Here is a 21487-nt window from a genome sequence, read left to right on the forward strand (position 1 = left end):
AATACAGCGCCTGGAAATCATCGTTCATGTTGGCCAGGATGGCATCGACCAGTACTCGCAATTTGCGCAAGGGATGCGCATCCGGGATGCGTTCCTCCAACGAGCGGTAACTGTACAGAGAGTGCTGGGTGACGTCGGTCTTGCGCATGATGGCGGTGGGAAAGTGGGGCTGATGAAACAACGTTTACCGGCCCGTGATGGTTGACGGGCACGGCGATTAATTCAACACCCTGCTAAGGCTTGATATACGTCTGGCCACGGGCGCGCCCGTGGGCTACACTGGGCTTTCCACATGGCAAGGAGTGGCAATGGCGATACTGTTGATCTTCATGTTTTTGTTTGCGATCGCCACCTGGCTGCTGGCCAGCCGGCGTGGGCGCAATGGCGGCATCTGGTTCGGCATCGGCCTGTTCCTCGGGCCGTTCGCCTTGCTGGCGGTGGCCGCCTTGCCGCCAGTCGCGCAGCCCTGAACGTCAAAAAACTCGCTGCTGCGGGTTTTTTGACGCCTGCGCGCCCGCGTGGCGCAGGCGGTACTGGCGCGGCGAGCATGCCATGACGCGCTTGAAGGCGTGGCTGAAGGCGCTGTCGGAATCATATCCCAGCGCCTGCGCGATCGAGGCGATGGGCGCGCCGCTGTCCTTCAGGCGCCGCACGGCCAGGCGCATGCGCCAGCGCAGCAGATAATCGAGCGGCGTCATGCCCACCTTGCTCTTGAAGTGCAGGGCAAAGGCGGAGCGCGACTGCCCTGCGACGGCGGCCAGTTGCAGCAAGGTCCAGCGGCGTGCCGGCTGCGCATGCATGGCTTCGATGGCGGCGCGCAGCCTGCCATCTGCCAGCGCAAACAGCCAGCCTGCCGGGTGCGAGTCCTGCTCCGCCAGATACTGGCGCAGTACCTGCAGCAGCATCATGTGGCCCAGGTGGCGCGTCATCAGCGCCGCGCCGGGCGCCGTCGCCTGCAATTCCTGCGCCAGCCGCTGCAAGGTCCAGTGCAGCACGCTGGCCTGGTCCGTATCGCCGCGCAGGTGCAGCAGCGGCGGCAAGCAGTCGAGCAGGATGGCCGCTTCGTCGCCAAAGCTGAAACGTCCGCCGATGAGGAAAAAATCGTGCTGCGACGCGCCGTGGCGGGCCACGCCCTGCTGTGCATCCTGGTACACCTGCAGCGCCGGGACCGCCGGTAAGCCTGGTCTGCTGGCCAGGGTAAACGCGCGCCCCGGCGCCAGCAGGAAGCAGTCGCCAGTCTGCAGTTGCACGGGAGCATCGATGCCCGCGACCGTCAGCCAGCAGCCGCCTTCGATCACGGCGTTGAACTTGATGCCGTCCGGCGGCGGAAAGTCGATGGCCCAGTCGCCGCCCGCCTTCAGGCCGGCAAAGTAGGAACTGCGCGTATCAAACAGCGAGAGTACATCGGAGAGCAAATCCATGGTGGAGGGGCAATTCTGGACGATGGCGATCGTATTAAAGATTTTACGCCATTCACAGTCCAGACTGCGGCGCGCACAATGGGTTTTTATCGATCACGCCCAGGCAGCCATGACCTATACCACTACCCTTCAAACTCCCTTGCATTCCGGTTTTGACGCGCGCACCACGGCCACCGAAGCGCTGGCCGGGCGCGACCTGTCCGGCATGCAGGCCATCGTCACGGGCGGCTATTCGGGCCTGGGACTGGAAACGGTACGCGCGCTGGCCGGCGCCGGTGCCACGGTGCTGGTACCGGCGCGCGATCCGCATCAGGCGCAAGCGGCCTTGCATGGCATGGCCGGCGTGGAGATCGCCACGCTCGACTTGCTTGATCCGCAGGCCATCGACACTTTTGCCGACGCCTATCTTGCCTCCGGCCGCGCCCTGCACATACTGGTGAATGGCGCCGGCATCATGGCCACGCCCCTGCTGCGCGATGCGCGTGGCTACGAGGCGCAGTTCGCGACGAATCACCTGGGGCATTTCCAGCTGACGGCGCGTTTGTGGCCGGCCGCCTTGCGGCGGGCGCAGAGCGCGCGCGTGGTGTGCGTGTCGTCGCTGGGACACCGGCAGGCGGGCGTCGACCTGGACGACCCGCATTTCCTGCATCAGCCGTACGACAAGTGGCGCGCGTATGCGCAGTCGAAAAGCGCTAACGCCCTGTTTGCCGTGGAGCTGGACCGACTTGCTGCGGCGCACGGCGTGCGCGCCTTCTCGCTGCATCCGGGGGCCATCCTGACGCCGCTGCTGCGCCACCTGGACCTGGACGACATGCGCGGGGTGGGCGCGCTCGATGAACAGGGTCAGGTGAATCCGCCGCCGCAATCGGGTTTCAAGAATGTGGCGCAGGGCGCCGCCACGGCCGTGTGGTGCGCCACCAGCGCGCAGCTCGATGGTATCGGTGGCGTATATTGCGAGGATTGCGATATCGCTGCCCTGGTGGCAGACGACAGCACGGGGTCGGGCGTGCGGCGCTGGGCCAGTGACCCTGTGCAGGCACGCCAGCTATGGATGCAGAGCGAGCAGATGACGGGCGTGCGCTTCGATTGCGACGCAGAATAGAACATGCCGGCGTGGCTTTACGCCTGGCCCGCCAGTTTTTCCACGACTGGCAGCAGCGCGGCAGGGCGGCAGCCGAAGGCGGCCAGGCGGCCTTGCGCGTTGGGTGCCAGGTCCAGGTCGTACGGCAAACGGCCCGCCACCAGCCACAGTTTATCTTGCGGCAGGGCCTCGACCAGGCGGCGCTGGCCCTCGACGAACATGGCGTTATACGTTTGCAGCACGATCTGCTGCGCGCCTTGCGCAAAGGCGATGGCCTGGTTGACCTCGTCGTCCAGCGCTGCGGCCGACAAGGCATACTCGCGCACGTCCAGGCCCGCTTCGAGCAGCGCCGGCAGCATGGAGCTGCGCGCTTCCTTGTTGCGGCCCAGCGCCACTTCATCGATTTCGCTGCGCGAGCGCACTTCCACCGTCAGCAGGGTCACGGGCAGGCTGGCGTCGAGCGCGCGGTATGCGCCTTGCACGCGCAAGGCGGCCTTTTGCAGCAGCTGCGACAGGGCCATGGCGGCCGGCTGCATCAGTGCCGGTGGCGTGACCGGGCGCGTGCGCCAGTCGCGCACGGCGCGGTTGCGCTTGAGTTCAGCCACGCGCGCGCAAGCCGCGTCGATGCGCGAGATCGCCATGTCGCCGCGCTCCACGGCGGCGATGACGGCCTCGATGGCAGCCGTCTGCTGCGTTTCGCGGTGCGAGATGAGGACGATGTCGGCGCCCGCCTGCAAGGTGGCGATGGCGCCCTGGGCGATGCCGACGCCGTCGGCGATGGCCGCCATTTCCAGGCAATCGGTGATGACCACGCCCTGGTATTGCATTTCACCGCGCAGCAGGTCCGTCAGCACGCCTTTCGACAGCGTGGCCGGCACGCTGGTATCGGCTTCGAAGGCGGGAAAGACCACGTGCGCCGTCATGATGGCATCCACGCCGCCGGCAATGGCCGCGCGGAACGGCGCCAGTTCCACGGCGCGCAGGCGTTCCTTGTCGTGCGGCACCAGCGCCATGGCGTAATGCGTGTCGATGGCCGTGTCGCCATGGCCGGGGAAGTGCTTGGCGGTCACGGCCACGCCGCTGGCGCGCTGGCCGCGCATGGCCGCCATGCCGTAGGCTATGACGGTGGCGGCATCTTCGCCATACGCGCGCACGCCGATGACGGGGTTGTTGCGGTTGTTGTTCACATCCAGCACGGGCGCGAGCAGCAGGTTGATGCCCACCTGGCGCATTTCATCGCCGCTGATCTGGTTCATGCGTTCGCAGTCTTCCACGGAACCGGCCGCCTGGAAAGCCATCGCCGCAGGAATCGGCGTGACGCCCTGCTCGATGCGCATCACCATGCCGCCTTCCTGGTCGATGGCGATGAGCAGCGGCGTGTCGGATACTTCCGCGTTGATTTCCTGCAGCTCGCGGCACAGGGCCGACACTTGCGCGGGCGTGTGCACGTTGCGGCGGAACAGGATCACGCCGCCCACCTTCTTTTCGCGTATCAAGGTCTTGATATGCTCGTCCGCCTGCAGGGCGTCGAAGCCCACCATGAACAACTGTCCTACTTTTTCGCGCAAACCCTGCTCCATGCTGCAACTCCTCCGGTATTTATTGTGACGACGATATACGTATTCTGGCACCGTGGTGGCGCGTCTGGGCGATCACCGGAAAAGCTGCCTGCGTTTTGTACTTGTTTTGGTATTGTATTGGATTTGGATATTTGCGCAAGTGGTTATTAAGTGGTATTGCTCCACTTACGCAATGCAGGGCTTAATCCAGGCGCTGGAACGATACCGCCTGGGCTTTGGGCCAGTACAGGCCGAACACGGGCGGCAGCTGCGGCAGCTGGCTCGGGTCGAGCAACTGGCCCGCTTCCAGGAAGGGTAGCAGGGCCGAAGCCAGTTTCACCTGATTCGGCGAGATGCGCCGCACCAGGTGGTGCGGGCGCAGTTCCTGCGGGTGCGCCAGGCCGGCGGCGGCGATCAGTTCGGCCAGCGCCTTCATGGTGTTCTGGTGGAAGTGCGCCACGCGGGCGATCTTGTCGGACACCACCAGCGCGCGCTGGCGCTGCGGGTCTTGCGTGGCCACACCCGTCGGGCAACGGTCCGTGTGGCAGCTTTGCGACTGGATGCAGCCCAGCGCGAACATGAAGCCGCGCGCAGAATTGCACCAGTCGGCGCCCAGCGCCAGCAGGCGGGCGATGTCGAAGGCCGTGATGATCTTGCCCGAGCAGCCGATCTTGATCCTGTCGCGCAGGTTGGCGCCCACCAGGGTGTTATGCACGAGCACCAGCGCTTCCTGCAGCGGCGTGCCCACATGGTCGGTAAATTCCAGAGGCGCCGCGCCCGTGCCGCCTTCGCTGCCATCGACGACGATGAAGTCGGGCGTGATGCCCGTTTCCAGCATGGCTTTCACGATGGCGAAAAACTCCCACGGATGGCCGATGGCCAGCTTGAAGCCCGTCGGCTTGCCGCCCGACAGGGTGCGCAGGCGGTCGATAAAGTGCAGCATTTCCAGTGGCGTGGAAAAGGCGCTGTGCGCGGCCGGCGAGACGCAATCCTCGCCCACCATCACGCCGCGCGTGGTGGCGATCTCGATGGTGACTTTTGGGCCGGGCAGCACGCCGCCGTGGCCCGGCTTGGCGCCCTGCGACATTTTCAGCTCGATCATTTTCACCTGCTCCGAGCTGACGTTGGCGATGAAGCGTTCTTCGGAAAACGTGCCGTCCTGGTTGCGGCAGCCGAAGTAGCCGGAGCCGATTTCCCATACTAGGTCACCGCCGTTTTCGCGGTGGTAGGGACTGATGCTGCCTTCGCCCGTGTCGTGCATGAAGCCGCCGCTGCGCGCGCCGCCGTTCAGGGCCAGGATGGCGTTGGCCGACAGGGCGCCAAAGCTCATCGCCGAGATATTGAAGACGCTGGCCGAATACGGTTTGTCGCGCGGGCAGTCCGGGTGGTTGCCGATCTCGATGCGGAAATCGTGGCCCGTGACCTTGGCGGGGGCGATGGAATGGTTGATCCATTCATAGCCCGCTGCATACACGTCGAGCTGGGTGCCGAACGGACGCTTGTCCGTCTGCTCCTTGGCGCGCTGGTAGACGATGCTGCGCTGGCTGCGCGAGAACGGCGTCGCCTCGCTGTCGCTTTCCAGGAAGTACTGGCGGATTTCCGGACGGATGCTCTCGAAGAAAAAGCGGAAATGCGCGAGGATGGGGTAGTTGCGGCGCAGGGCGCGCTTGGTTTGCAGCAGGTCGCTGAGGCCGACCAGGGTCAGCGCACCGGCCAGCACGGGCAGCCAGTAATGGTCGTAGTAAAACAGGGACAGGACAAAGATGGCGGCCGTCGCAATGAAGGTCAGGTAGCGAAATGGTACTAGGTGCATGGGCACTCCGGTGAAGTCAGACTGATACTGTCGAGTCTACCTTCGATTTGCGGAACGTGCTGGAGGGAAAGAGCGCGGCGCCCGTTGGACGCCGCGTGAGGCTTACCGTTGTGCCGCGCGGATACGGGCCACCCGCTCGGCGCTGGCCGGATGGCTCGACAAGTACGGCGTGCCCTGGTCCAGCTTGCCCAGGGCGACAAACACTTGCGCCAGGTGTTCCAGCGCAATGCCGTTCTGGCGCAGCATGGCGATCGCATAGTCGTCTGCCTCGCGCTCGACATCGCGCGAATACTTCAAGTCCAGCAGTAGCGGCGGCACGGTGGCCACCACCGTCGACACGTCGCCGAACAGCAGCGCCGCGCCGGCGCCCACGGCCGAGGTCTGGATGATGCGCCGCGTCAGGTGGCGCTGCTGCAAATGGCCCAGCTCATGCGCCAGCACGCCCATGATGGCCAGGTCGTCCGGCAGCAGGTCCACCATTTCATCGGTCAGCACGATGTCGCCGGACGGCAGGGCAAAGGCATTCGGACCGATCTTGCTCTTGCGGAAAACGATGCGGTGCGCGGGCGTGCTGTCGCCGGGCGTGGACAGGCGTGCGAACTGGCTGCGCAAGGCTTGCTGGCGCGCCGCATCGAGTTGACTTGGCGCAAACACGTGGCCGTCGAGGAAATCGAGCACGCCCTGGCCCAGCTGGCGCTCGACGGACTGGGGAATCGCATACGCGACCCCCTTCGCCACCACCGGCAACAGGTACTGATAGCTGAGCCACAAGGCCAGCACGGTGGCGACCGTGGCCAGCAGGGCGCCGCGCCAGCTTTGCTGCAGCCGCACCACCCAGCCGTCGCGGTGGCCTGTGTCGTGCAGCATGGCGTTGAAGGCCGACTGGTCGGCGATCTCCAGGTAGGCGCCGTCGGGAAAACTGACCTTGCGCACGGCGTGGCTGCTGCGTTCGGACACGTGCAGCTCGGCCAGCGGGCAACTGCGCGCGATATCGCCGGCCAGCACGGCCATGCCATCGTGCACGTTGAGCGTCACGTGGTACAGGCGCGAGGTCTGGCCGTCGAAATAGCGCGCGGGCACGGGGGCGGCGCCCGGCGCGTGATGGTCGAGCGTCATGCTACAGCGACAGGTCGAAGTCCAGCAGGTCGACCATGCCTTCACCCGTGGCCGACACTTGCTCTCCGGTGGCGGCGACGAAGGCGTCCAGGCTGCCGTGCACCAGCATGGACGTCGCTTCCAGGCGGTATTTCAGCCAGCGCACGTGGGCGAATGGCGAAAACAGGCCCAGAGTGACGACGATGCCCAGCAGGTTGGTCAGCATGATGAAGGTGGTGCGGCCCCAGGTCAGCTGCGACTGGAACTGGTGCTGCTGCAGGCGCGTGTGGTTCCAGATCAGGTTCTGGATCATGGTCAGGAACAGCGGCAGCACGATAAAGGCCCAGGCATACAGGGCGGCCACGGCGCCGAAGATGCTGCCGGCCTTGGTCACATCGTTGGCATTGGTGGCAAAGGTGGCGAAGACGCTGGCGAAGACGACAAAGATCAAGACCAGGAAACCGGCCAGCAGCAGGGCAAAGAACAGCAAATAGGTTTTGTAGAAGCTGCCAACGCTGGCGTCGAAGCTGAAGTTGCTGCTGCCGAAGCGGCTTTGCGTGTGCTGGAAGCGTTTCAGGCGCTGGTGCAGGAACGGCGTCATCAGACCCGCCGTGAAGGTGTTCAGGATGGGCAGCCACAGGAAGTATTTGTAGGCTTCCTTGGCGCTGCCGTCAAAGCCGAAGCGGATGCCACGGTAGCTGGTGTTGTACAGCTTGAATTGCAGGCTTTTCCAGACCAGCCATGGCAGCACGGCCAGCATCAGCACGAGCATGATCAGGCCGACGATGGGCGAGATATGGAAGGCGATGTTGTAGCCGCCGATCAGCACCACGGCCGCGATGCGGCCCTTCAGGATGGCCACGGCATTGCCGTGATATTCGAAGCTGCTGCCGGCCAGGTGGGTGCTGGAATAGAAATAGCGGTTGCGGCGCACCTTGGCCCAGGCGGAATAAATGCCCAAGGTGACGATGCTCAGCAGCAGGTTGACGATCCAGATACGGAAGTATTCGCTGCCGGTGGCGCTGAAGGTAATGGCTTCGCGCTGGGGAGTAGTGTTGTTTGTGTCGAAATCCACAGAGGGTTTCCTTACTTATTGGAAACAAAACAAGATAAGGGAAGATTGAAGAGTTATCAATTGAAAATACTGTTTTTTGCAATTTATTTTGGTGTGCAGCCTCTGCCGCCGCGATTTTCCCGTCCCGGCTATACTGGAACTCAACCATTGCCTAACGGGAAACACCATGATCGTCGTCCACCATCTGAATAATTCGCGCTCGCAGCGCGTGCTCTGGCTGCTCGAGGAGCTGGGCCTCGACTACGAGGTCAAGCGCTACCAGCGCGACCCGAAAACCATGCTGGCGCCCGCCTCGCTGAAAGCCGTCCATCCCCTGGGCAAGTCGCCCGTGATCACGGATGGCGCCAATACGATTGCCGAATCGGGCGCCATCATCGACTACCTGGTCGAGCGCTACGGCAATGGCCGCTTGATCCCGGCGGCGGGCACGCCGGAGAAGCTGCGCTGGACCTACTGGCTGCATTTCGCGGAAGGCTCGGCCATGCCGCCGCTGCTGATGAAGCTGGTTTTCGACAAGGTGGAATCGTCGCCCATGCCGTTTTTCGTCAAGCCGATCGCGCGCGGCATCGCCAGCAAGGTCAAGAGCAGCTTCATCCTGCCCAATATCAACAGCCAGCTAGCCTACATGGAAGCGGAGCTGGAAAACACCAAATGGTTTGCCGGCAATGAATTCACGGCGGCCGACATCCAGATGAGCTTTCCGCTGGAAGCGGCCGCCATGCGGGGCGGACTCGACGAGCGCCTGCCGAAGCTGACGGCGTTCCTGCAGCGCATCCACGCGCGGCCCGCCTACCAGCGGGCGCTGGAAAGGGGCGGGCCCTACGATTTCGCCAAATAAGCGGCATTGAAGGGCTTCGTGCGGGGAACCATACGGTAAAATGATCGATTCAATCAGTATCTACTTACCGCATGGCCAGACTCCTCGCTATCGACGGCTTGAATATCGTACGCCGCGTCTACGAAGCCAGTCCTGAACCCGATTCCGACCTGAAGGCGGAAATCGCGCTGCGCCACGCGCTGTCGTCGTTCCGCACGCTGATCAACGACCACGAGCCGACGCACATCCTGCCGGCCTTCGACTTTGGCGGCCCGACCTGGCGCCACGCCCTGTATGCCGGTTACCGGGAAGGGCGCCAGCCCATGCCGCAGGTGCTGCGCGACGCCTTGCCCGGCTTCTATGCCACCCTGGCCAGCTTCGGCATGCACGTGGTCAGCATTCCCGAGGTCGAGGCCGACGACGTCATCGGCACGGCCGTCATGCGCTGGCTGCACGAGGGGCGCGGCGCGGCCGTCATCGCCACCACCGACAAGGATCTGCATGGCCTGATCGCCCATGGTGCGCTGGTGTGGGACCATTTCAAGGGTATCTGGCACGACCGCGCCTGGGTCGAGAAAAAGTTCGGCGTGCCGCCGGAACTGCTGCCCGACCTGTTGGCGCTGATGGGCGACGTCACCGACAGCATCCCCGGCGTGTCGAAGATCGGCCTGAAGACGGGCGCGAAACTGTTGCGCGGCTACGGCAATATCGATGCCGTGATGGCCGGCGCAGGGATTTTACCCGGTGCGCTGGGCGAAAGCCTGCGAAAAGAGCGGGAAATACTGTATCTTTCAAGAAAGTTAGTGGAACTCAAGACGGACGTGACTTTAGGCGTGACCTGGAACAAGCTGGTGTGGGAAAAGTAAGGCGCAGTGCAAGACAAGAACAATCAAGCAAGGGAAGTAATCATGATGTTAAAGACAGTCCTGATCGATAGCAGCGCCGTGGCGCGGGGCCTGCTGAACACGGTCCTGATCGATGGCGGCTACGATGTCTGCGGGCAGACGCATACCAGCACGCTGGGGCTGGCGCTGCTGGTCAAGCACCACCCGCATTTCGTGTGCATCGCGCGCGAACAGGTGGAAGACGGGACCAATGTGGTGCAAACCATCCGCGCCCAGTATCCGAAGACGCTTATTTTCATGGTCTCTGGCGGCATCGACGCCGCCTCGCTGCAGGCGGCCCACGCGATGGGCGTGTCGGGCTTCATCGTGAAACCCTTCATGGCCGACACGGTGCTGAAAACCGTACGCAACACGGTGATTGCCATGGTGCGCAAGCAGCAGGCACTCGCCGCCGCGCAGGGCAATACTTAGGCGCCGGCCAGGCCCGTCGCGCTGGCGATGATGCCGCCGCCCAGACACACGTCGCCGTCATACAGCACGGCCGACTGGCCCGGCGTGACGGCCCATTGTGCCTGGTCAAACGCCAGGCTGAAATGTTCATTTCCATCCGGCAGCAGCTGGCAAGCCACGTCGGCCTGGCGGTAGCGCGTCTTGGCGGACAGGGCGCCCGCTTGCGGCGCCACGCCCGCGACCCAGCTGGCCTGGTCGGCCGTCAAGGCCGGCGACAGCAGCCACGGGTGGTCATGGCCTTGCACCACCCACAGGGTGTTGTTGGCGATATCCTTGCGCGCCACATACCAGGCGTCGCTGCTGCCATCGGCATTCTGGTACGACTTCACGCCGCCGATGCCGATGCCCTTGCGCTGGCCCAAGGTATAAAAACTCAGGCCCACGTGTTCGCCCACCGTCTTGCCATCGGCCGTTTTCATGGGGCCCGGCTGGTAGGACAGGTAGCGGTTCAAAAATTCGCGGAACGGGCGCTCGCCGATAAAACAGATGCCCGTCGAATCCTTCTTCTGCGCGTTCGGCAGGGCCAGCTGCTCGGCGATCTTGCGCACTTGCGTCTTCGGGATCTCACCGAGCGGAAACAGGGTTTTCGACAATTGCGCCTGATTTAAACGGTGCAGGAAGTAGCTTTGGTCCTTGCTGGCATCGACGGCTTTCAGCAACTCGTAGCGGCCCGCGTCGCTCGGCGCCTGACGCACGCGCGCGTAATGGCCGGTGGCGATCAGGTCGGCGCCCAGCGTCATGGCATGGTCGAGGAATGCCTTGAACTTGATTTCAGCGTTGCACAGCACGTCCGGGTTCGGCGTGCGACCGGCCTGGTATTCGCGTAAAAAATCGGCGAACACGCGGTCCTTGTATTCGGCGGCGAAATTGACGGCTTCGATATCGACGCCGATGACGTCGGCCACGCTGGCCGCGTCGATCCAGTCCTGGCGGGTGGAGCAGTATGCCGAATCGTCGTCATCTTCCCAGTTTTTCATGAACAGGCCGATGACTTCATAGCCTTGTTCCTTCAGCATCCACGCCGCGACCGAGGAATCGACCCCGCCCGACATGCCGATAACGACTTTCTTCTTGCTCATCTTGCTTTCCAGTTACTTTTAGATAATTGCTATGCGCTATTAAAAACGGACGCATGTGTGTGCAGCAGGGCCAGCGGCGCGCGCCGGCCAGCCAGGTATTCGTCCACGCACTGCAGCACCAGGGGGCTGCGGTGGCGTTCCTGGCATGCCGCCAGCTCGTCGCGCGTCATCCACAGAGTGCGGATGATGCCTTCGTCCAGCGGGCGGTCATGCTCGGCGCCGGCCGTGCCGCAAAAGGTGAAGCGCAAATAGGTCACGTCCTCGCCCGTGCGCAGTGACTGATAGCGCGACATGTACATGCCGACCAGTGCCGTAGGGATGAAATCGTAGGCCGCTTCTTCCAGGGTTTCGCGGATCACCGCCTGTTCCAGCGACTCGAACGGGTCGAGATGACCGGCCGGCTGATTCAGCTTGATGCCTTCGCTGGTCTCTTCTTCAATCAGTAAAAACAGGCCGTCTCGCTCGACAATGGCGGCAACGGTGACAGAGGGTTTCCAGATTCTCGGCATGATTCCATCCTTGAAAGAGCCGACATTTTATCTTGTTCTGCGCGCGCGGTTTGAAGCCGGCCTTCTGTTGCGCGGACATATTGATAAATGACAACGTTTTAGCAAATAGCGGTGGGAGGTACTTACGTCTTTCCCGGAGAGCGCACTAGCATGGGGGCTTAGTCGGCAAGATGGCAGGAAACGCCCGCTAATATAGGCTTTCCCTGTGGTCAAAACAAGCGCGCACGCAGACTCGACTGTGGTGAGATTGATACACCTTTCCACAATATGGTCGTCGCGCCGCATGGTGAAACGAAAACCGGGGATGCTGGTGAAATTAGTGTCGTACAACTAAAAGTTGCTGCTTCACAAACGTTTAACGCGCTGCTTTCCGTGTTAGATTCTAGTCAGTTTATCAATTAGCGGAGGCATCATGAGGATAGGCATACCGGCCGAAACACGGCCTGGTGAAACGCGGGTGGCAGCCACGCCCGAGACAGTCAAGAAGCTGGCAGTCAAGCATCAGATCGTCGTGCAGGCGGGAGCGGGCTTGCAAGCGTCGATTCCCGACGAGGCGTATGCCGCCGCCGGCGCGCAGATCGGCACAGCCCAGGAAGCTTATGGCTGCGCCATCGTGCTCAAGGTGCGCGCCCCCGATGCCCCTGAACGGGCCTTGATGGCCAGCGGCACGGTGCTGATCGGCATGCTCAACCCGTTTGACGCGGACAATATCGCTGCCATGGCCACGGCCGGCCTGTCCGCCTTCGCGCTGGAAGCCGTGCCGCGCATCACGCGCGCGCAGTCGATGGACGTGCTGTCGTCGCAAGCCAATATCGCCGGCTACAAGGCGGTGCTGGTGGCGGCCAATACCTATCAGCGCTTCATGCCCATGCTGATGACGGCGGCCGGTACCGTCAAGGCAGCCCGCGTGCTGATCATGGGCGTGGGCGTGGCCGGCCTGCAGGCGATTGCCACGGCCAAGCGCCTGGGCGCCGTCATCGAGGCGTCCGACGTGCGCCCGCCCGTCAAGGAACAAGTCGAGTCGCTGGGCGCCAAATTCCTCGACGTGCCCTTCCTCACCGAGGAAGAAAAGGAAATCGCCAAGGGCGCGGGCGGCTATGCGCGCGCCATGCCGGCCGACTGGATGCGCCGCCAGGCCGAACTGGTGCATGAACGGGCGAAACTGGCCGACATCATCATCACCACCGCCCTGATCCCCGGCCGCGCCGCGCCCGTGCTGATCTCCGAAGAAACGGTGAAAGCCATGAAGCCCGGTTCCGTCATCGTCGACCTGGCCGTCGAGCAGGGCGGCAACTGCCCTTTGTCAGAACTGGGCAAGACGGTCATCAAGCACGGCGTCTACATCGTGGGCGAGCCGAACCTGGCGACCCTGGTGGCGGCCGATGCCTCGGCCCTGTATGCACGCAACGTGCTGGACTTTTTAAAGCTCATCATCGACAAGGACGACCTGTTGCTGATCGACCGCGAGGATGAAATCATCAAGGCCAGCCTGGTCTGCGCGGACAGCGCGATCTTGCGCAAATAAGTTACGAAAATAATGCTGCACCGGGAGAGAACAACATCATGGAAATCACTCACACCATCACTAACCTGATCATCTTCGTGCTGGCCATCTATGTCGGCTACCACGTCGTCTGGACCGTCACGCCGGCGCTGCACACGCCGCTGATGGCCGTTACCAATGCCATTTCCGCCATCATCATCGTCGGCGCCATGCTGGCGGCGGGCCTGACACAAGGCCCATTGGCGCAAGTGGCCGGCACCCTGGCCGTGGCGCTGGCCGCCGTCAACGTGTTTGGCGGTTTCCTCGTCACGCAGCGCATGCTCGAGATGTTCCGCAAAAAAGAACCGAAGGCCAAGCAAGGAGCAAAAGAATGAGTCACGCCATGAGCTTCGTCACCATGAACCTGGTGACGATGATGTACCTGATCGCCTCGGTGTGCTTCATCCAAGCCCTGAAAGGCCTGTCGTCGCCTTCGACTGCGCGCCGCGGCAATGCCTTCGGCATGAGCGGTATGGCGATTGCCGCCGTCACCACCGTGGCGCTGATTCTGAAACTGAAGGAGCAGCAAACGGGCGGCATGGGCCTGACCCTCGTCATCATCGGCATCGTCACGGGCGGCGCCATCGGCGCCTACCTGGCAAAAACCGTGGAAATGACGAAGATGCCGGAACTGGTGGCGGCCATGCATTCGCTGATCGGGCTGGCGGCCGTGTGCATCGCCGTGGCGGCCGTGTCCGAGCCATGGGCCTTCAATATCGCCCAGCAGGGTCAGGCGCTGCCCATCGGCAACCGCTTCGAACTGTTCATCGGTACCTTTGTCGGCGCCATCACGTTCTCCGGTTCGGTGATTGCCTTCGGCAAGCTGTCGGGCAAATACAAGTTCCGCCTGTTCCAGGGCGCGCCCGTCAGCTTCAAGGGCCAGCACATGCTCAACCTGGTGCTGGCGCTGGTGATGGTCGGCCTGGGCCTGGCGTTCTGCTTCGCCGACGGCGTGGAGCCGGCCTGGACGCCGTTCATCGTCATGGCCGTCATTGCCTTTGCGCTGGGCGTGCTGATCATCATTCCCATCGGCGGCGCCGACATGCCGGTGGTGGTGTCGATGCTCAACAGTTACTCCGGCTGGGCCGCCGCCGGCATCGGGTTTTCACTGAATAACTCGATGCTGATCATCGCCGGTTCGCTCGTGGGCTCGTCGGGCGCGATCCTGTCGTACATCATGTGCAAGGCCATGAACCGCTCGTTCTTCAACGTCATCCTCGGTGGCTTCGGCGGCACTGCGCCGGCGGCAGGCGTGGCCGGTGCGCAGGAACAGCGCCCCGTGAAATCGGGCTCGGCCGATGATGCCGCTTTCATCATGAGCAATGCGGAAACCGTCATCATCGTGCCCGGCTACGGCCTGGCCGTCGCGCGCGCGCAGCACTCGTTGAAAGAGCTGGTGGAAAAGCTCACGCACAAGGGCATCACCGTCAAGTATGCGATCCACCCCGTGGCGGGGCGCATGCCGGGCCACATGAACGTGCTGCTGGCCGAGGCGGAAGTGCCGTACGACCAGGTTTTCGAGATGGAAGACATCAACGGCGAATTCGGCCAGACAGACGTGGTGCTGGTGCTGGGCGCGAACGACGTGGTCAATCCGGCGGCGAAAGACCCGACATCGCCGATCGCCGGCATGCCGATCCTGGAAGCGTACAAGGCCAAGAGCATCATCGTCAACAAGCGCTCGATGGCTTCTGGCTATGCGGGGCTGGACAATGAATTGTTCTACCAGCCGAACACGATGATGGTGTTTGGCGACGCCAAGAAGGTGATCGAGGATATGCTGAAAGCCATCGAATAAACGCTGCTTGCTCCTACCGGACGGTCCGCCTTGCGCGGGCCGTTTTTATTCTGCCGCCACCACCTGATTGCGTCCCTGGTGCTTGGCCACATACAGGGCCTTGTCGGCATCCGACATGGCCGCGTCCAGGCTGACGCCGGCCTTTAAGGACGCCACGCCGATGCTGATGGTCACCTGCAGATGGCGGCCATCGGGCAAGAGGGTGATGGCGGCGGCCACCGCTGCGCGGATGCGTTCTGTCACCTGGTATGCCTGCTGCAGGCTGGCGTCGGGGAAGAGCAGGCCGAACTCCTCGCCACCGAGGCGCGCCGCCACGTCGGTGATGCGTCCCGTGTCGCGCAGCGCTTGCGCCACCGTGCGCAGCACGGCATCGCCCACGGCATGGCCATAGCGGTCGTTGATCTTCTTGAAGTGGTCGAGATCGGCCACGCCCACGCTCAGGGCGGCGCCGCTGCGCGCCGCGCGCGCCATCGCTTGCTCGGCCTGGGCTTCATAGGCGCGCCGGTTGGGCAGCGACGTCAGCGCATCGTGCAGCGCCTGCTGTTCCAGCTGCGCCAGCAGGCTGGCGTTTTTCGCCGCCAGTTCGCGCCGTTCGCGCACGTCGAGCAAAAAGGCGCCGAAATAGCGCATGCCGTCGACCACGCCCAGGTCCAGCGCCTTCATTTCGATGGGAATCATTTGCGTGTCGCGGTGGCGGATGGCAAATTCGCGTATCTTGCCCAGCACGCTGGAAGTGCGTGAGCTGCGGATGTAGTTGATCACGTGCTTGTCGTGCTGCGCGCCGAGGGCATCGGGCAACAGGCCGTTCAGGGTCTGGCCCAGCAATTCCCCGCTGGCATAGCCCGACAGTGCCTGCATGGCGCCATTGATATAGCGGATGCGACACTGCTCGTCGATGATGATGACGGCGTCGAGGGCATCTTCCAGCAGGCGGGAAAAAAGTACTTCGGGAAGAGCGGCAGGCGGTGCTGCGGGCAATGCATCTGTCATGGAACGGTCGCCGAAAGCCAGGTGACAGCCATTGTCGCATCCGCCGGCCGTTTATTCCATGCCGGATCGGTTCGCTGTTTCTTTTTCGCTCGTTCCTTGATGACTGAGCCTCAGCGGCGGCCGTACATCATCAGTTCCGCCAAGCTTTTGCGCGCCGGGCTGAAGGCATCCAGCAAGCCCAGCGACAGGCCCAGCAAGCCTTGCGTGGGAGCGCTGCCCGTGAAAATGCGCGCCATGGTGTCGGTGACGCGCACGGTCAGCCCCCGGTCTGCCTGGCGCAGGCTGGCGTAGCGTGCAAGCGCTGCGGGGCTGCTGTCCTGCGCCAGCACGCGGGCCAGCACGGCGGCGTCGCGCAAGCCCAGGTTCAGGCCTTGCCCCGCCACCGGGTGCAGGGTTTGCGCCGCATTGCCGATGGCGACCGTGCGCGCCGTGCCGCCCGCCTGCGCGTTCAGGCCCAGCGGATAGGCCAGGCGCGCCGTCGTGTGGGTAAAACGTCCCAGGCGGCTGCCGAAGGCGGCGCCCAGGCGTTCCAGGAAGGCTGCGTCGTCCAGGGCCAGCAATTGTTCGGCGCGCGTGGGCGGCACGCACCATACCAGCGCGTAGCCGTCGTCCTGCGGCAGCAGGGCCAGCGGGCCTTCGTCGGTGAAGCGCTCGTAGGCGCGATGGGCGATGGGGGTGCTGACGCGCACATGGGCAATCATGGCGCTCTGGCCATAATCGCGGCTGACGGCGCGCTCCGGCTGCTGGCCGAACAGGCCGCCCTCGGCCTGCACCAGCAGCTTGGCGCGCAAGCTGGACGCGGCGCCCGCCTGTTCGATCTGCACGCTGACGCCATCGGCATCCTCCGCGCTCCCCGTCACCAGCGCCGGGCGCAAGCTGGCCACGCCCAGGCGCTCGCATACATCGGCCAGCGCGCTGACGACGGCGCCGTAACGCGCCACATAGCCGAGCGCCTCGACGCCATGCTCGCTGCGGTCCATCAGGCTGCGTCCGAACCGGCCGCGGCGCGAGACGTGAATCTGATGAATCGGCGTCGCTGCCACAGGCCAGGCGCCCGCTTCCTCGAGAATCTGGCGGCTGCCGTGCGACAGGGCGATGGTGCGCGGGTCGCGCCTGGCTTGCTCGATGGATTTGGCGTCGAGCAGGGCGATGCCGGCGGCACGTGTGCCCCGCTGCACCAGCAGGGCGGCCAGCGCCATGCCGACGGGGCCGGCGCCGCAGATGGCGAGATCGAAAGTGGACGGTGTATGCATGCGGCGGCGTTAATCCTGTGACATCAGTTGTTCGATTTCAGCGACGCTTTTGGGCGCCGTGCTGAAGACTTCATGGCCTTGCGGCGTGACCAGCACATCGTCTTCGATGCGGATGCCGGTATGCCAGAACTGCTCCGGCACGCCCGCGCCGGGGCGCACATAGATGCCCGGTTCCACCGTCAGCACCATGCCCGGTGCCAAAGCGCGCCATGGCTTGCCTGGCGCGCCCGTGTCGCGGTAGGCGCCCACGTCGTGCACGTCCATGCCCAGCCAGTGGCTGGTGCCGTGCATGTAGAAGGGCATATACGCCTTGTCGGCGATGACGTCCTGCACGCTGCCGTTTTTTTGCCGTTCCAGCAATTTCAAATCCAGCATGCCCTGCGACAGTACCTGCACGGCTGCCTCGTGGATGGCACTGTGCGGCAAGCCGGGGCGCACCATGTCCAGCGCCGCCTGCTGCGCCGCCAGCACCAGCTCATACAGCGCCTGCTGCGGGCCGCTGAAACGACCGTTGACGGGCCAGGTGCGCGTGATGTCGGAGGCGTAGCCATCGAGTTCGCAGCCGGCATCGATCAGCACCAGTTCGCCTTCTTTCAAGACGCCGTTGTTGGCGCTGTAATGCAGGATGCAGGCCTTGTCGCCACTGGCCACGATGGAGGAATACGCGGGAAACTGCGCACCGCTGCGGCGAAATTCGTACAGCAGTTCCGCTTCCAGCGCGCATTCGTGCATGCCGGGCCGGGTGGCGCGCATGGCGCGCACGTGGGCGGCGCTGGAAATGGCCGCCGCGCGGCGCATCAGGTCTTGTTCTTGCGGGTCTTTCAGCAGGCGCATGGCGTCGAGCATGCCATTGATGTCGTGCGCGATAGCGGGGGCCGTGACGCCGCTGCGGGCCTTCTTGCGCACATTGTGCAGCCAGACCTTGACCTGCGCATCGAGGCTGCCGCCCAGCGCATAGTAAATGGCCGGGGCGTCGGCCAGCAGGCGCGTCATTTCCACGTCGAGTTCCTCGATGGGGAAGGCGCTGTCAACACCGAAGCTGGTGCGCGCCGCCTCGGGGCCATGGCGGAAACCATCCCAGATTTCGCGCTCCGTGTTCTTGGCGCGGCAAAACAGGATGGCGCGCGCGGGCGCCGTGGCGCTGGCGGCCACCAGGGCCACGGCGCTGTCGGGTTCCGTGAAACCGCTGAGGTAGTAAAAATAGCTGTCGTGGCGATACGGATAATCGCAATCGCTGTTGCGCGGTACTTCGGGCGCCGTGGCGAGGATGGCCACGCTGCCCGGCAGCATCTGCGCCAGCAGCGCCGCACGCCGTGCCGCGTAGTTGGCCATCATGTTGCGCTGGCCTTGGCCGTGACGCCATTGAGCGCGTCGAGCTGCTGTGGCGTGCCCACATTCGTCCACTCGCCAGGATAGACTTCGCCGCCCACGCGGCCCTGGTCCGCATAGCTGCGCAGCAGGTCGCCCAGCCTGGCGTGGCTGCCCGGCGCGATGCCGTCAAACATGTCAGGACGGTAGACGCCGATATTGGCGAAGGTCCACTTCGTCTCGTCCGTATTGTTGATCGCGAACAAGGTCAGGCCGAAGTCGCCTTGCGGGTGGAAGTCGGGATTGGGCACCAGGTAAGTCCAGGCGATGTCGCGCTGGTCGGCCGGGTACGGCGTGCCCAGCACATCCTTGTCGGCCAGTACGTCGAGTACTTGCTTGAAATCAAAGTAAGGGCAATAGATGTCGCCGGAAATGGCCAGGAACGGTTCCTCGCCCAGCAAATGGCGCGCCTGGGCGATGCCGCCCGCCGTTTCCAGCGGCGTGCTTTCTGGCGAATACGCGATGCGCGCGCCATACGCGCTGCCATCGCCCAGGGTATCCTCGATCAGATGGCCCAGGTGGGAATGGTTGATGACGATGTCCGTGATGCCGGCGCGCACCAGGTTCAGCACATGCCAGACGATCAGCGGACGGCCGCGCACTTTCAGCAGCGGTTTGGGACAGGTATCGGTAAGCGGACGCATCCGTTCACCGCGGCCTGCGGCAAAGATCATGGCTTTCATGGAATACTCGTTTTCTGATTTATTTTGTACATTGCTCTGAAGTGATCAGAATGTATAGCCGACCTGGGGCATTTTATTCTCCAATGCATCGAGCAAACGCACCAGCGGCTTGAGTTCCGTATAGCGGTTGGCCGTCTTGCGCACGTAGTCGAGCACGGTTGGCAGGTCGCCCATGTACAGATCCTTGCCGTCACGGTAATTCAGGCGCGCGAACAGGCCGAGGATTTTCAGGTGGCGCTGCAGGGCCGTGAATTCGAAATCGCGGTAGAAGGCGTCGATGTCGGGATTCACTGGCAAGCCCAGCTGCTTGGCGCGTTGCCAGTAGCGGATCACCCAGTCGAGTACCAGTTCTTCATCCCACTGGATGTAGGCGTCGCGCAGCAGCGAGGCGATGTCATAGGTGACGGGACCGAAGACGGCGTCCTGGAAGTCGAGGATGCCGGGATTGGGAATCGAACCATCGTTGATGTGCATCAAATTGCGCGAATGGTAGTCGCGGTGCATGAACACTTGCTGCTGCGACAAGATATTCGCCGTGATGGCTTCGAAGACCTTGTCCAGCTGGGTTTGTTGTACATCCGTCAAGGTAGCGCCCAGGTGCTTGCCGATAAACCATTCCGGGAACAGATTCATTTCGCGCAGGATGAAGGCGCGGTCGAACTCGGGCAAGACGTCCGGTTGGCTGGCCAGCTGGATTTTCATCAGCGACTCGAGCGCTTCGGCGTACAGCACGCTGGCATTGTCGTGGTTCAAGGCATCGAGGTAGGTGGTCGTGCCCAGGTCGGAGAGCAGCAGGAAGCCATTGTCCAGGTCTTGCGCGATGATCTCGGGCACGGACACGCCGGCGCCTTTGAGCAAGCCGGCCACCTTGACAAAGGCGAGCACGTTTTCGCGCTCGGGCGGCGCATCCATGGCGATTAGTGTACTTCCTGGTAATGTTGTATTGCCTGGCAGCATATCGAGACGGTAGTAGCGGCGAAAGCTCGCATCGCTGGAAGCGGGGCGGGCGGAATCGGGCGCGACGAGGTTAAGCGCGGTCAACCAGGCTTTCAACAGGGTCAGGCGAGCGTCGGCCTGGGCCGGCGCGGTGGAGGAATTGGAAGAGAATGACATTAAGCGGCCTGTGGAATCGGGTTGATGATGCAGATTCCCATATAATAAGGGATTCAGTGCGACACGTAGTCGCTAATTGGTCGCTATGCGGCAATGACTTACAAGCAATAAAACCTGCAAACATGCGCTAAGTCCTTGATTTTCAGAGGATGTTAGCGTCGGCTGTATAGATCCGCCCAACGGAAACGATACAGCTCAGATCAAATCCACACCCAAACAATTTTCACGCAATTGACATACATGAACAGGTTTGCCTGTCCCATGCGTCTTCTCGCGTCGGAAATTCGCCCACAAGGCGGAATTGTGTTGCCTACAAACGACGAACGGGATACACCCCCGTGACACTGGAACGTCCGCCTTCCGTGCGGGCGTTCACGGCAAGCCAGCAATGGCATTTGAGACATCAAGCAGGCCGCAATCGTCATGTAAGGGCGCAAGCTCTGAGATACCTTGTCGTACCCGAGTTATCAGGTGCTACGACCGGATGCACGACCATCTGTCACCTATTCGGACATGCGTCACTGGCAACGGTGGGGTGTGAAGCTTCGAAAACAATGTACCCCCGTGATCGTATGCGGCGTGTTGCTTATGTGAGTGAGCAATGCGGAGACTGCCAGCAGAAAGGCGGTTGAGGGGCTAGGTGAGTGCTGCAAGGGTAATGTAATGTGAATCGTCGTTTGAACCCTCGTAAATATTGATGGGCCTAAGCTGCTGACAGGCCCTGACCAAAACGGTACCGTGGATGGGTTGTCCTTGTTGAATCTGGGGACACGTCGTCATTAACACCACCGGGGGATAGACGGACTCTTGAGGTGTACTGTCAATAGCGGACACTCTTGTTTCAAGCCGCCCGTGTCTGTTTGCTGAATTTTTCAGCGAACAACGCGGGCGGAACATTGCCGAGGCGCGAGTGGCGCCGCTGGCGGTTGTAAAAG

Annotated in this window: 20 protein-coding genes and 1 pseudogene; 8 read left to right on the forward strand and 13 right to left on the reverse strand. The window is 63.0% G+C overall.

The genetic code is table 11. From position 1 onward, the window contains the following. A pseudogene (locus CSZ94_RS28945) lies at nucleotides 1-148 on the reverse strand (IS5/IS1182 family transposase); the annotation flags it as partial. Nucleotides 149-308: 160 nt separating this feature from the next. On the opposite strand from CSZ94_RS28945, the gene CSZ94_RS28150 reads away from it, so the two are divergent. Beyond that, on the forward strand, nucleotides 309-470 hold the full coding sequence (locus CSZ94_RS28150) for a hypothetical protein (protein WP_180977603.1): 162 nt from the start codon (nucleotides 309-311) through the stop codon (nucleotides 468-470). 3 nt (nucleotides 471-473) lie between these two features. Here CSZ94_RS28150 and CSZ94_RS23955 read toward each other — a convergent pair whose 3' ends face one another. Then, the gene (locus tag CSZ94_RS23955; RefSeq protein ID WP_102123819.1) at nucleotides 474-1421 is read right to left on the reverse strand and encodes an AraC family transcriptional regulator; all 948 of its coding nucleotides are present in this window, start codon (nucleotides 1419-1421) and stop codon (nucleotides 474-476) included. Nucleotides 1422-1530: 109 nt separating this feature from the next. Between CSZ94_RS23955 and CSZ94_RS23960 the strand changes: the two genes are divergently transcribed. Next, nucleotides 1531-2523, forward strand: a complete 993-nt coding sequence (locus tag CSZ94_RS23960; protein WP_102123820.1) for an oxidoreductase — start codon at nucleotides 1531-1533, stop codon at nucleotides 2521-2523. A gap of 17 nt (nucleotides 2524-2540) precedes the next feature. Here the strand turns inward: CSZ94_RS23960 and nagZ are convergent, their stop codons facing one another. The 4 genes from nagZ to CSZ94_RS23980 form a co-directional block, all read right to left on the reverse strand. Then, nucleotides 2541-4082 (reverse strand): beta-N-acetylhexosaminidase, encoded by a 1542-nt coding sequence (gene nagZ, locus CSZ94_RS23965; protein WP_102123821.1) that lies wholly within the window; start codon nucleotides 4080-4082, stop codon nucleotides 2541-2543. A gap of 181 nt (nucleotides 4083-4263) precedes the next feature. Then, nucleotides 4264-5874 (reverse strand): FMN-binding glutamate synthase family protein, encoded by a 1611-nt coding sequence (locus tag CSZ94_RS23970; RefSeq protein ID WP_102123822.1) that lies wholly within the window; start codon nucleotides 5872-5874, stop codon nucleotides 4264-4266. Between the two features lie 102 nt (nucleotides 5875-5976). Further along, the gene (locus CSZ94_RS23975; RefSeq protein ID WP_102123823.1) at nucleotides 5977-6990 is read right to left on the reverse strand and encodes a M48 family metallopeptidase; all 1014 of its coding nucleotides are present in this window, start codon (nucleotides 6988-6990) and stop codon (nucleotides 5977-5979) included. 1 nt (nucleotide 6991) lies between these two features. Beyond that, nucleotides 6992-8044 carry a YjgN family protein gene (locus CSZ94_RS23980; protein ID WP_102123824.1) on the reverse strand — a complete coding sequence of 351 codons (1053 nt, stop codon included), beginning with the start codon at nucleotides 8042-8044 and terminating at the stop codon, nucleotides 6992-6994. A 166-nt stretch (nucleotides 8045-8210) separates the two neighbouring features. Here CSZ94_RS23980 and CSZ94_RS23985 point away from each other — a divergent pair, with 166 nt between their 5' ends. From CSZ94_RS23985 to CSZ94_RS23995, 3 genes are all read left to right on the forward strand, one after another. Then, entirely contained in the window at nucleotides 8211-8882 is a 672-nt protein-coding gene (locus CSZ94_RS23985; RefSeq protein ID WP_102123825.1) for a glutathione S-transferase, read from the forward strand. Nucleotides 8883-8953: 71 nt separating this feature from the next. Further along, complete coding sequence (locus CSZ94_RS23990; RefSeq protein ID WP_102123826.1) at nucleotides 8954-9727, forward strand: 5'-3' exonuclease; 774 nt, start codon at nucleotides 8954-8956, stop codon at nucleotides 9725-9727. Nucleotides 9728-9772: 45 nt separating this feature from the next. Beyond that, entirely contained in the window at nucleotides 9773-10177 is a 405-nt protein-coding gene (locus CSZ94_RS23995; protein WP_102123836.1) for a response regulator, read from the forward strand. On the opposite strand, the gene mnmA is transcribed toward CSZ94_RS23995, so the two are convergent. Then, complete coding sequence (mnmA, locus tag CSZ94_RS24000) at nucleotides 10174-11295, reverse strand: tRNA 2-thiouridine(34) synthase MnmA (RefSeq protein WP_102123827.1); 1122 nt, start codon at nucleotides 11293-11295, stop codon at nucleotides 10174-10176. The two genes, CSZ94_RS23995 and mnmA, sit on opposite strands and share 4 nt — an antisense overlap. Nucleotides 11296-11324: 29 nt before the next feature. Further along, entirely contained in the window at nucleotides 11325-11804 is a 480-nt protein-coding gene (locus CSZ94_RS24005; RefSeq protein ID WP_010401817.1) for an NUDIX hydrolase, read from the reverse strand. A gap of 412 nt (nucleotides 11805-12216) precedes the next feature. On the opposite strand from CSZ94_RS24005, the gene CSZ94_RS24010 reads away from it, so the two are divergent. The 3 genes from CSZ94_RS24010 to CSZ94_RS24020 are packed head-to-tail and all read left to right on the forward strand — an operon-like array spanning nucleotide 12217 to nucleotide 15145. Further along, nucleotides 12217-13329, forward strand: a complete 1113-nt coding sequence (locus tag CSZ94_RS24010) for a Re/Si-specific NAD(P)(+) transhydrogenase subunit alpha (RefSeq protein ID WP_102123828.1) — start codon at nucleotides 12217-12219, stop codon at nucleotides 13327-13329. A 38-nt stretch (nucleotides 13330-13367) separates the two neighbouring features. Continuing rightward, on the forward strand, nucleotides 13368-13682 hold the full coding sequence (locus CSZ94_RS24015) for an NAD(P) transhydrogenase subunit alpha (RefSeq protein ID WP_102123829.1): 315 nt from the start codon (nucleotides 13368-13370) through the stop codon (nucleotides 13680-13682). 8 nt (nucleotides 13683-13690) lie between these two features. Further along, entirely contained in the window at nucleotides 13691-15145 is a 1455-nt protein-coding gene (locus CSZ94_RS24020; protein WP_102123830.1) for an NAD(P)(+) transhydrogenase (Re/Si-specific) subunit beta, read from the forward strand. 45 nt (nucleotides 15146-15190) lie between these two features. Here CSZ94_RS24020 and CSZ94_RS24025 read toward each other — a convergent pair whose 3' ends face one another. From CSZ94_RS24025 to CSZ94_RS24045, 5 genes are all read right to left on the reverse strand, one after another. Next, nucleotides 15191-16135 carry a GGDEF domain-containing protein gene (locus tag CSZ94_RS24025; protein WP_102123831.1) on the reverse strand — a complete coding sequence of 315 codons (945 nt, stop codon included), beginning with the start codon at nucleotides 16133-16135 and terminating at the stop codon, nucleotides 15191-15193. A gap of 110 nt (nucleotides 16136-16245) precedes the next feature. After that, complete coding sequence (locus CSZ94_RS24030; protein WP_102123832.1) at nucleotides 16246-17388, reverse strand: UbiH/UbiF/VisC/COQ6 family ubiquinone biosynthesis hydroxylase; 1143 nt, start codon at nucleotides 17386-17388, stop codon at nucleotides 16246-16248. Between the two features lie 9 nt (nucleotides 17389-17397). Then, nucleotides 17398-18720 carry an aminopeptidase P N-terminal domain-containing protein gene (locus CSZ94_RS24035; protein WP_180977604.1) on the reverse strand — a complete coding sequence of 441 codons (1323 nt, stop codon included), beginning with the start codon at nucleotides 18718-18720 and terminating at the stop codon, nucleotides 17398-17400. Further along, nucleotides 18720-19439, reverse strand: coding sequence for an N-acetylmuramate alpha-1-phosphate uridylyltransferase MurU (gene murU, locus CSZ94_RS24040; protein WP_102123834.1), 720 nt, complete (start codon nucleotides 19437-19439; stop codon nucleotides 18720-18722). The genes CSZ94_RS24035 and murU overlap by 1 nt, the downstream gene beginning before the upstream one ends. A gap of 45 nt (nucleotides 19440-19484) precedes the next feature. Beyond that, nucleotides 19485-20552 (reverse strand): aminoglycoside phosphotransferase family protein, encoded by a 1068-nt coding sequence (locus CSZ94_RS24045; protein ID WP_102123835.1) that lies wholly within the window; start codon nucleotides 20550-20552, stop codon nucleotides 19485-19487. Nucleotides 20553-21487: the final 935 nt, after the last annotated feature.

It is taken from the genome of Janthinobacterium sp. ROICE36, from assembly GCF_002869965.1.
Lineage (GTDB): Bacteria > Pseudomonadota > Gammaproteobacteria > Burkholderiales > Burkholderiaceae_D > Janthinobacterium.

Excerpts from the sequence above, each read along its gene's own strand:
- CSZ94_RS23995 (WP_102123836.1), top strand. The coding sequence starts at position 9,773 with ATGTTAAAGACAGTCCTGATCGATAGCAGCGCCGTGGCGCGGGGCCTG.
- murU (WP_102123834.1), bottom strand. The coding sequence starts at position 19,439 with ATGAAAGCCATGATCTTTGCCGCAGGCCGCGGTGAACGGATGCGTCCG.
- CSZ94_RS28150 (WP_180977603.1), top strand. The coding sequence starts at position 309 with ATGGCGATACTGTTGATCTTCATGTTTTTGTTTGCGATCGCCACCTGG.
- CSZ94_RS24045 (WP_102123835.1), bottom strand. The coding sequence starts at position 20,552 with ATGTCATTCTCTTCCAATTCCTCCACCGCGCCGGCCCAGGCCGACGCT.
- CSZ94_RS24005 (WP_010401817.1), bottom strand. The coding sequence starts at position 11,804 with ATGCCGAGAATCTGGAAACCCTCTGTCACCGTTGCCGCCATTGTCGAG.
- CSZ94_RS24010 (WP_102123828.1), top strand. The coding sequence starts at position 12,217 with ATGAGGATAGGCATACCGGCCGAAACACGGCCTGGTGAAACGCGGGTG.
- nagZ (WP_102123821.1), bottom strand. The coding sequence starts at position 4,082 with ATGGAGCAGGGTTTGCGCGAAAAAGTAGGACAGTTGTTCATGGTGGGC.
- CSZ94_RS23955 (WP_102123819.1), bottom strand. The coding sequence starts at position 1,421 with ATGGATTTGCTCTCCGATGTACTCTCGCTGTTTGATACGCGCAGTTCC.
- mnmA (WP_102123827.1), bottom strand. The coding sequence starts at position 11,295 with ATGAGCAAGAAGAAAGTCGTTATCGGCATGTCGGGCGGGGTCGATTCC.
- CSZ94_RS24030 (WP_102123832.1), bottom strand. The coding sequence starts at position 17,388 with ATGCATACACCGTCCACTTTCGATCTCGCCATCTGCGGCGCCGGCCCC.
- CSZ94_RS23970 (WP_102123822.1), bottom strand. The coding sequence starts at position 5,874 with ATGCACCTAGTACCATTTCGCTACCTGACCTTCATTGCGACGGCCGCC.
- CSZ94_RS23960 (WP_102123820.1), top strand. The coding sequence starts at position 1,531 with ATGACCTATACCACTACCCTTCAAACTCCCTTGCATTCCGGTTTTGAC.
- CSZ94_RS23990 (WP_102123826.1), top strand. The coding sequence starts at position 8,954 with ATGGCCAGACTCCTCGCTATCGACGGCTTGAATATCGTACGCCGCGTC.
- CSZ94_RS24020 (WP_102123830.1), top strand. The coding sequence starts at position 13,691 with ATGAGCTTCGTCACCATGAACCTGGTGACGATGATGTACCTGATCGCC.
- CSZ94_RS24025 (WP_102123831.1), bottom strand. The coding sequence starts at position 16,135 with ATGACAGATGCATTGCCCGCAGCACCGCCTGCCGCTCTTCCCGAAGTA.
- CSZ94_RS24015 (WP_102123829.1), top strand. The coding sequence starts at position 13,368 with ATGGAAATCACTCACACCATCACTAACCTGATCATCTTCGTGCTGGCC.
- CSZ94_RS23975 (WP_102123823.1), bottom strand. The coding sequence starts at position 6,990 with ATGACGCTCGACCATCACGCGCCGGGCGCCGCCCCCGTGCCCGCGCGC.
- CSZ94_RS24035 (WP_180977604.1), bottom strand. The coding sequence starts at position 18,720 with ATGGCCAACTACGCGGCACGGCGTGCGGCGCTGCTGGCGCAGATGCTG.
- CSZ94_RS23985 (WP_102123825.1), top strand. The coding sequence starts at position 8,211 with ATGATCGTCGTCCACCATCTGAATAATTCGCGCTCGCAGCGCGTGCTC.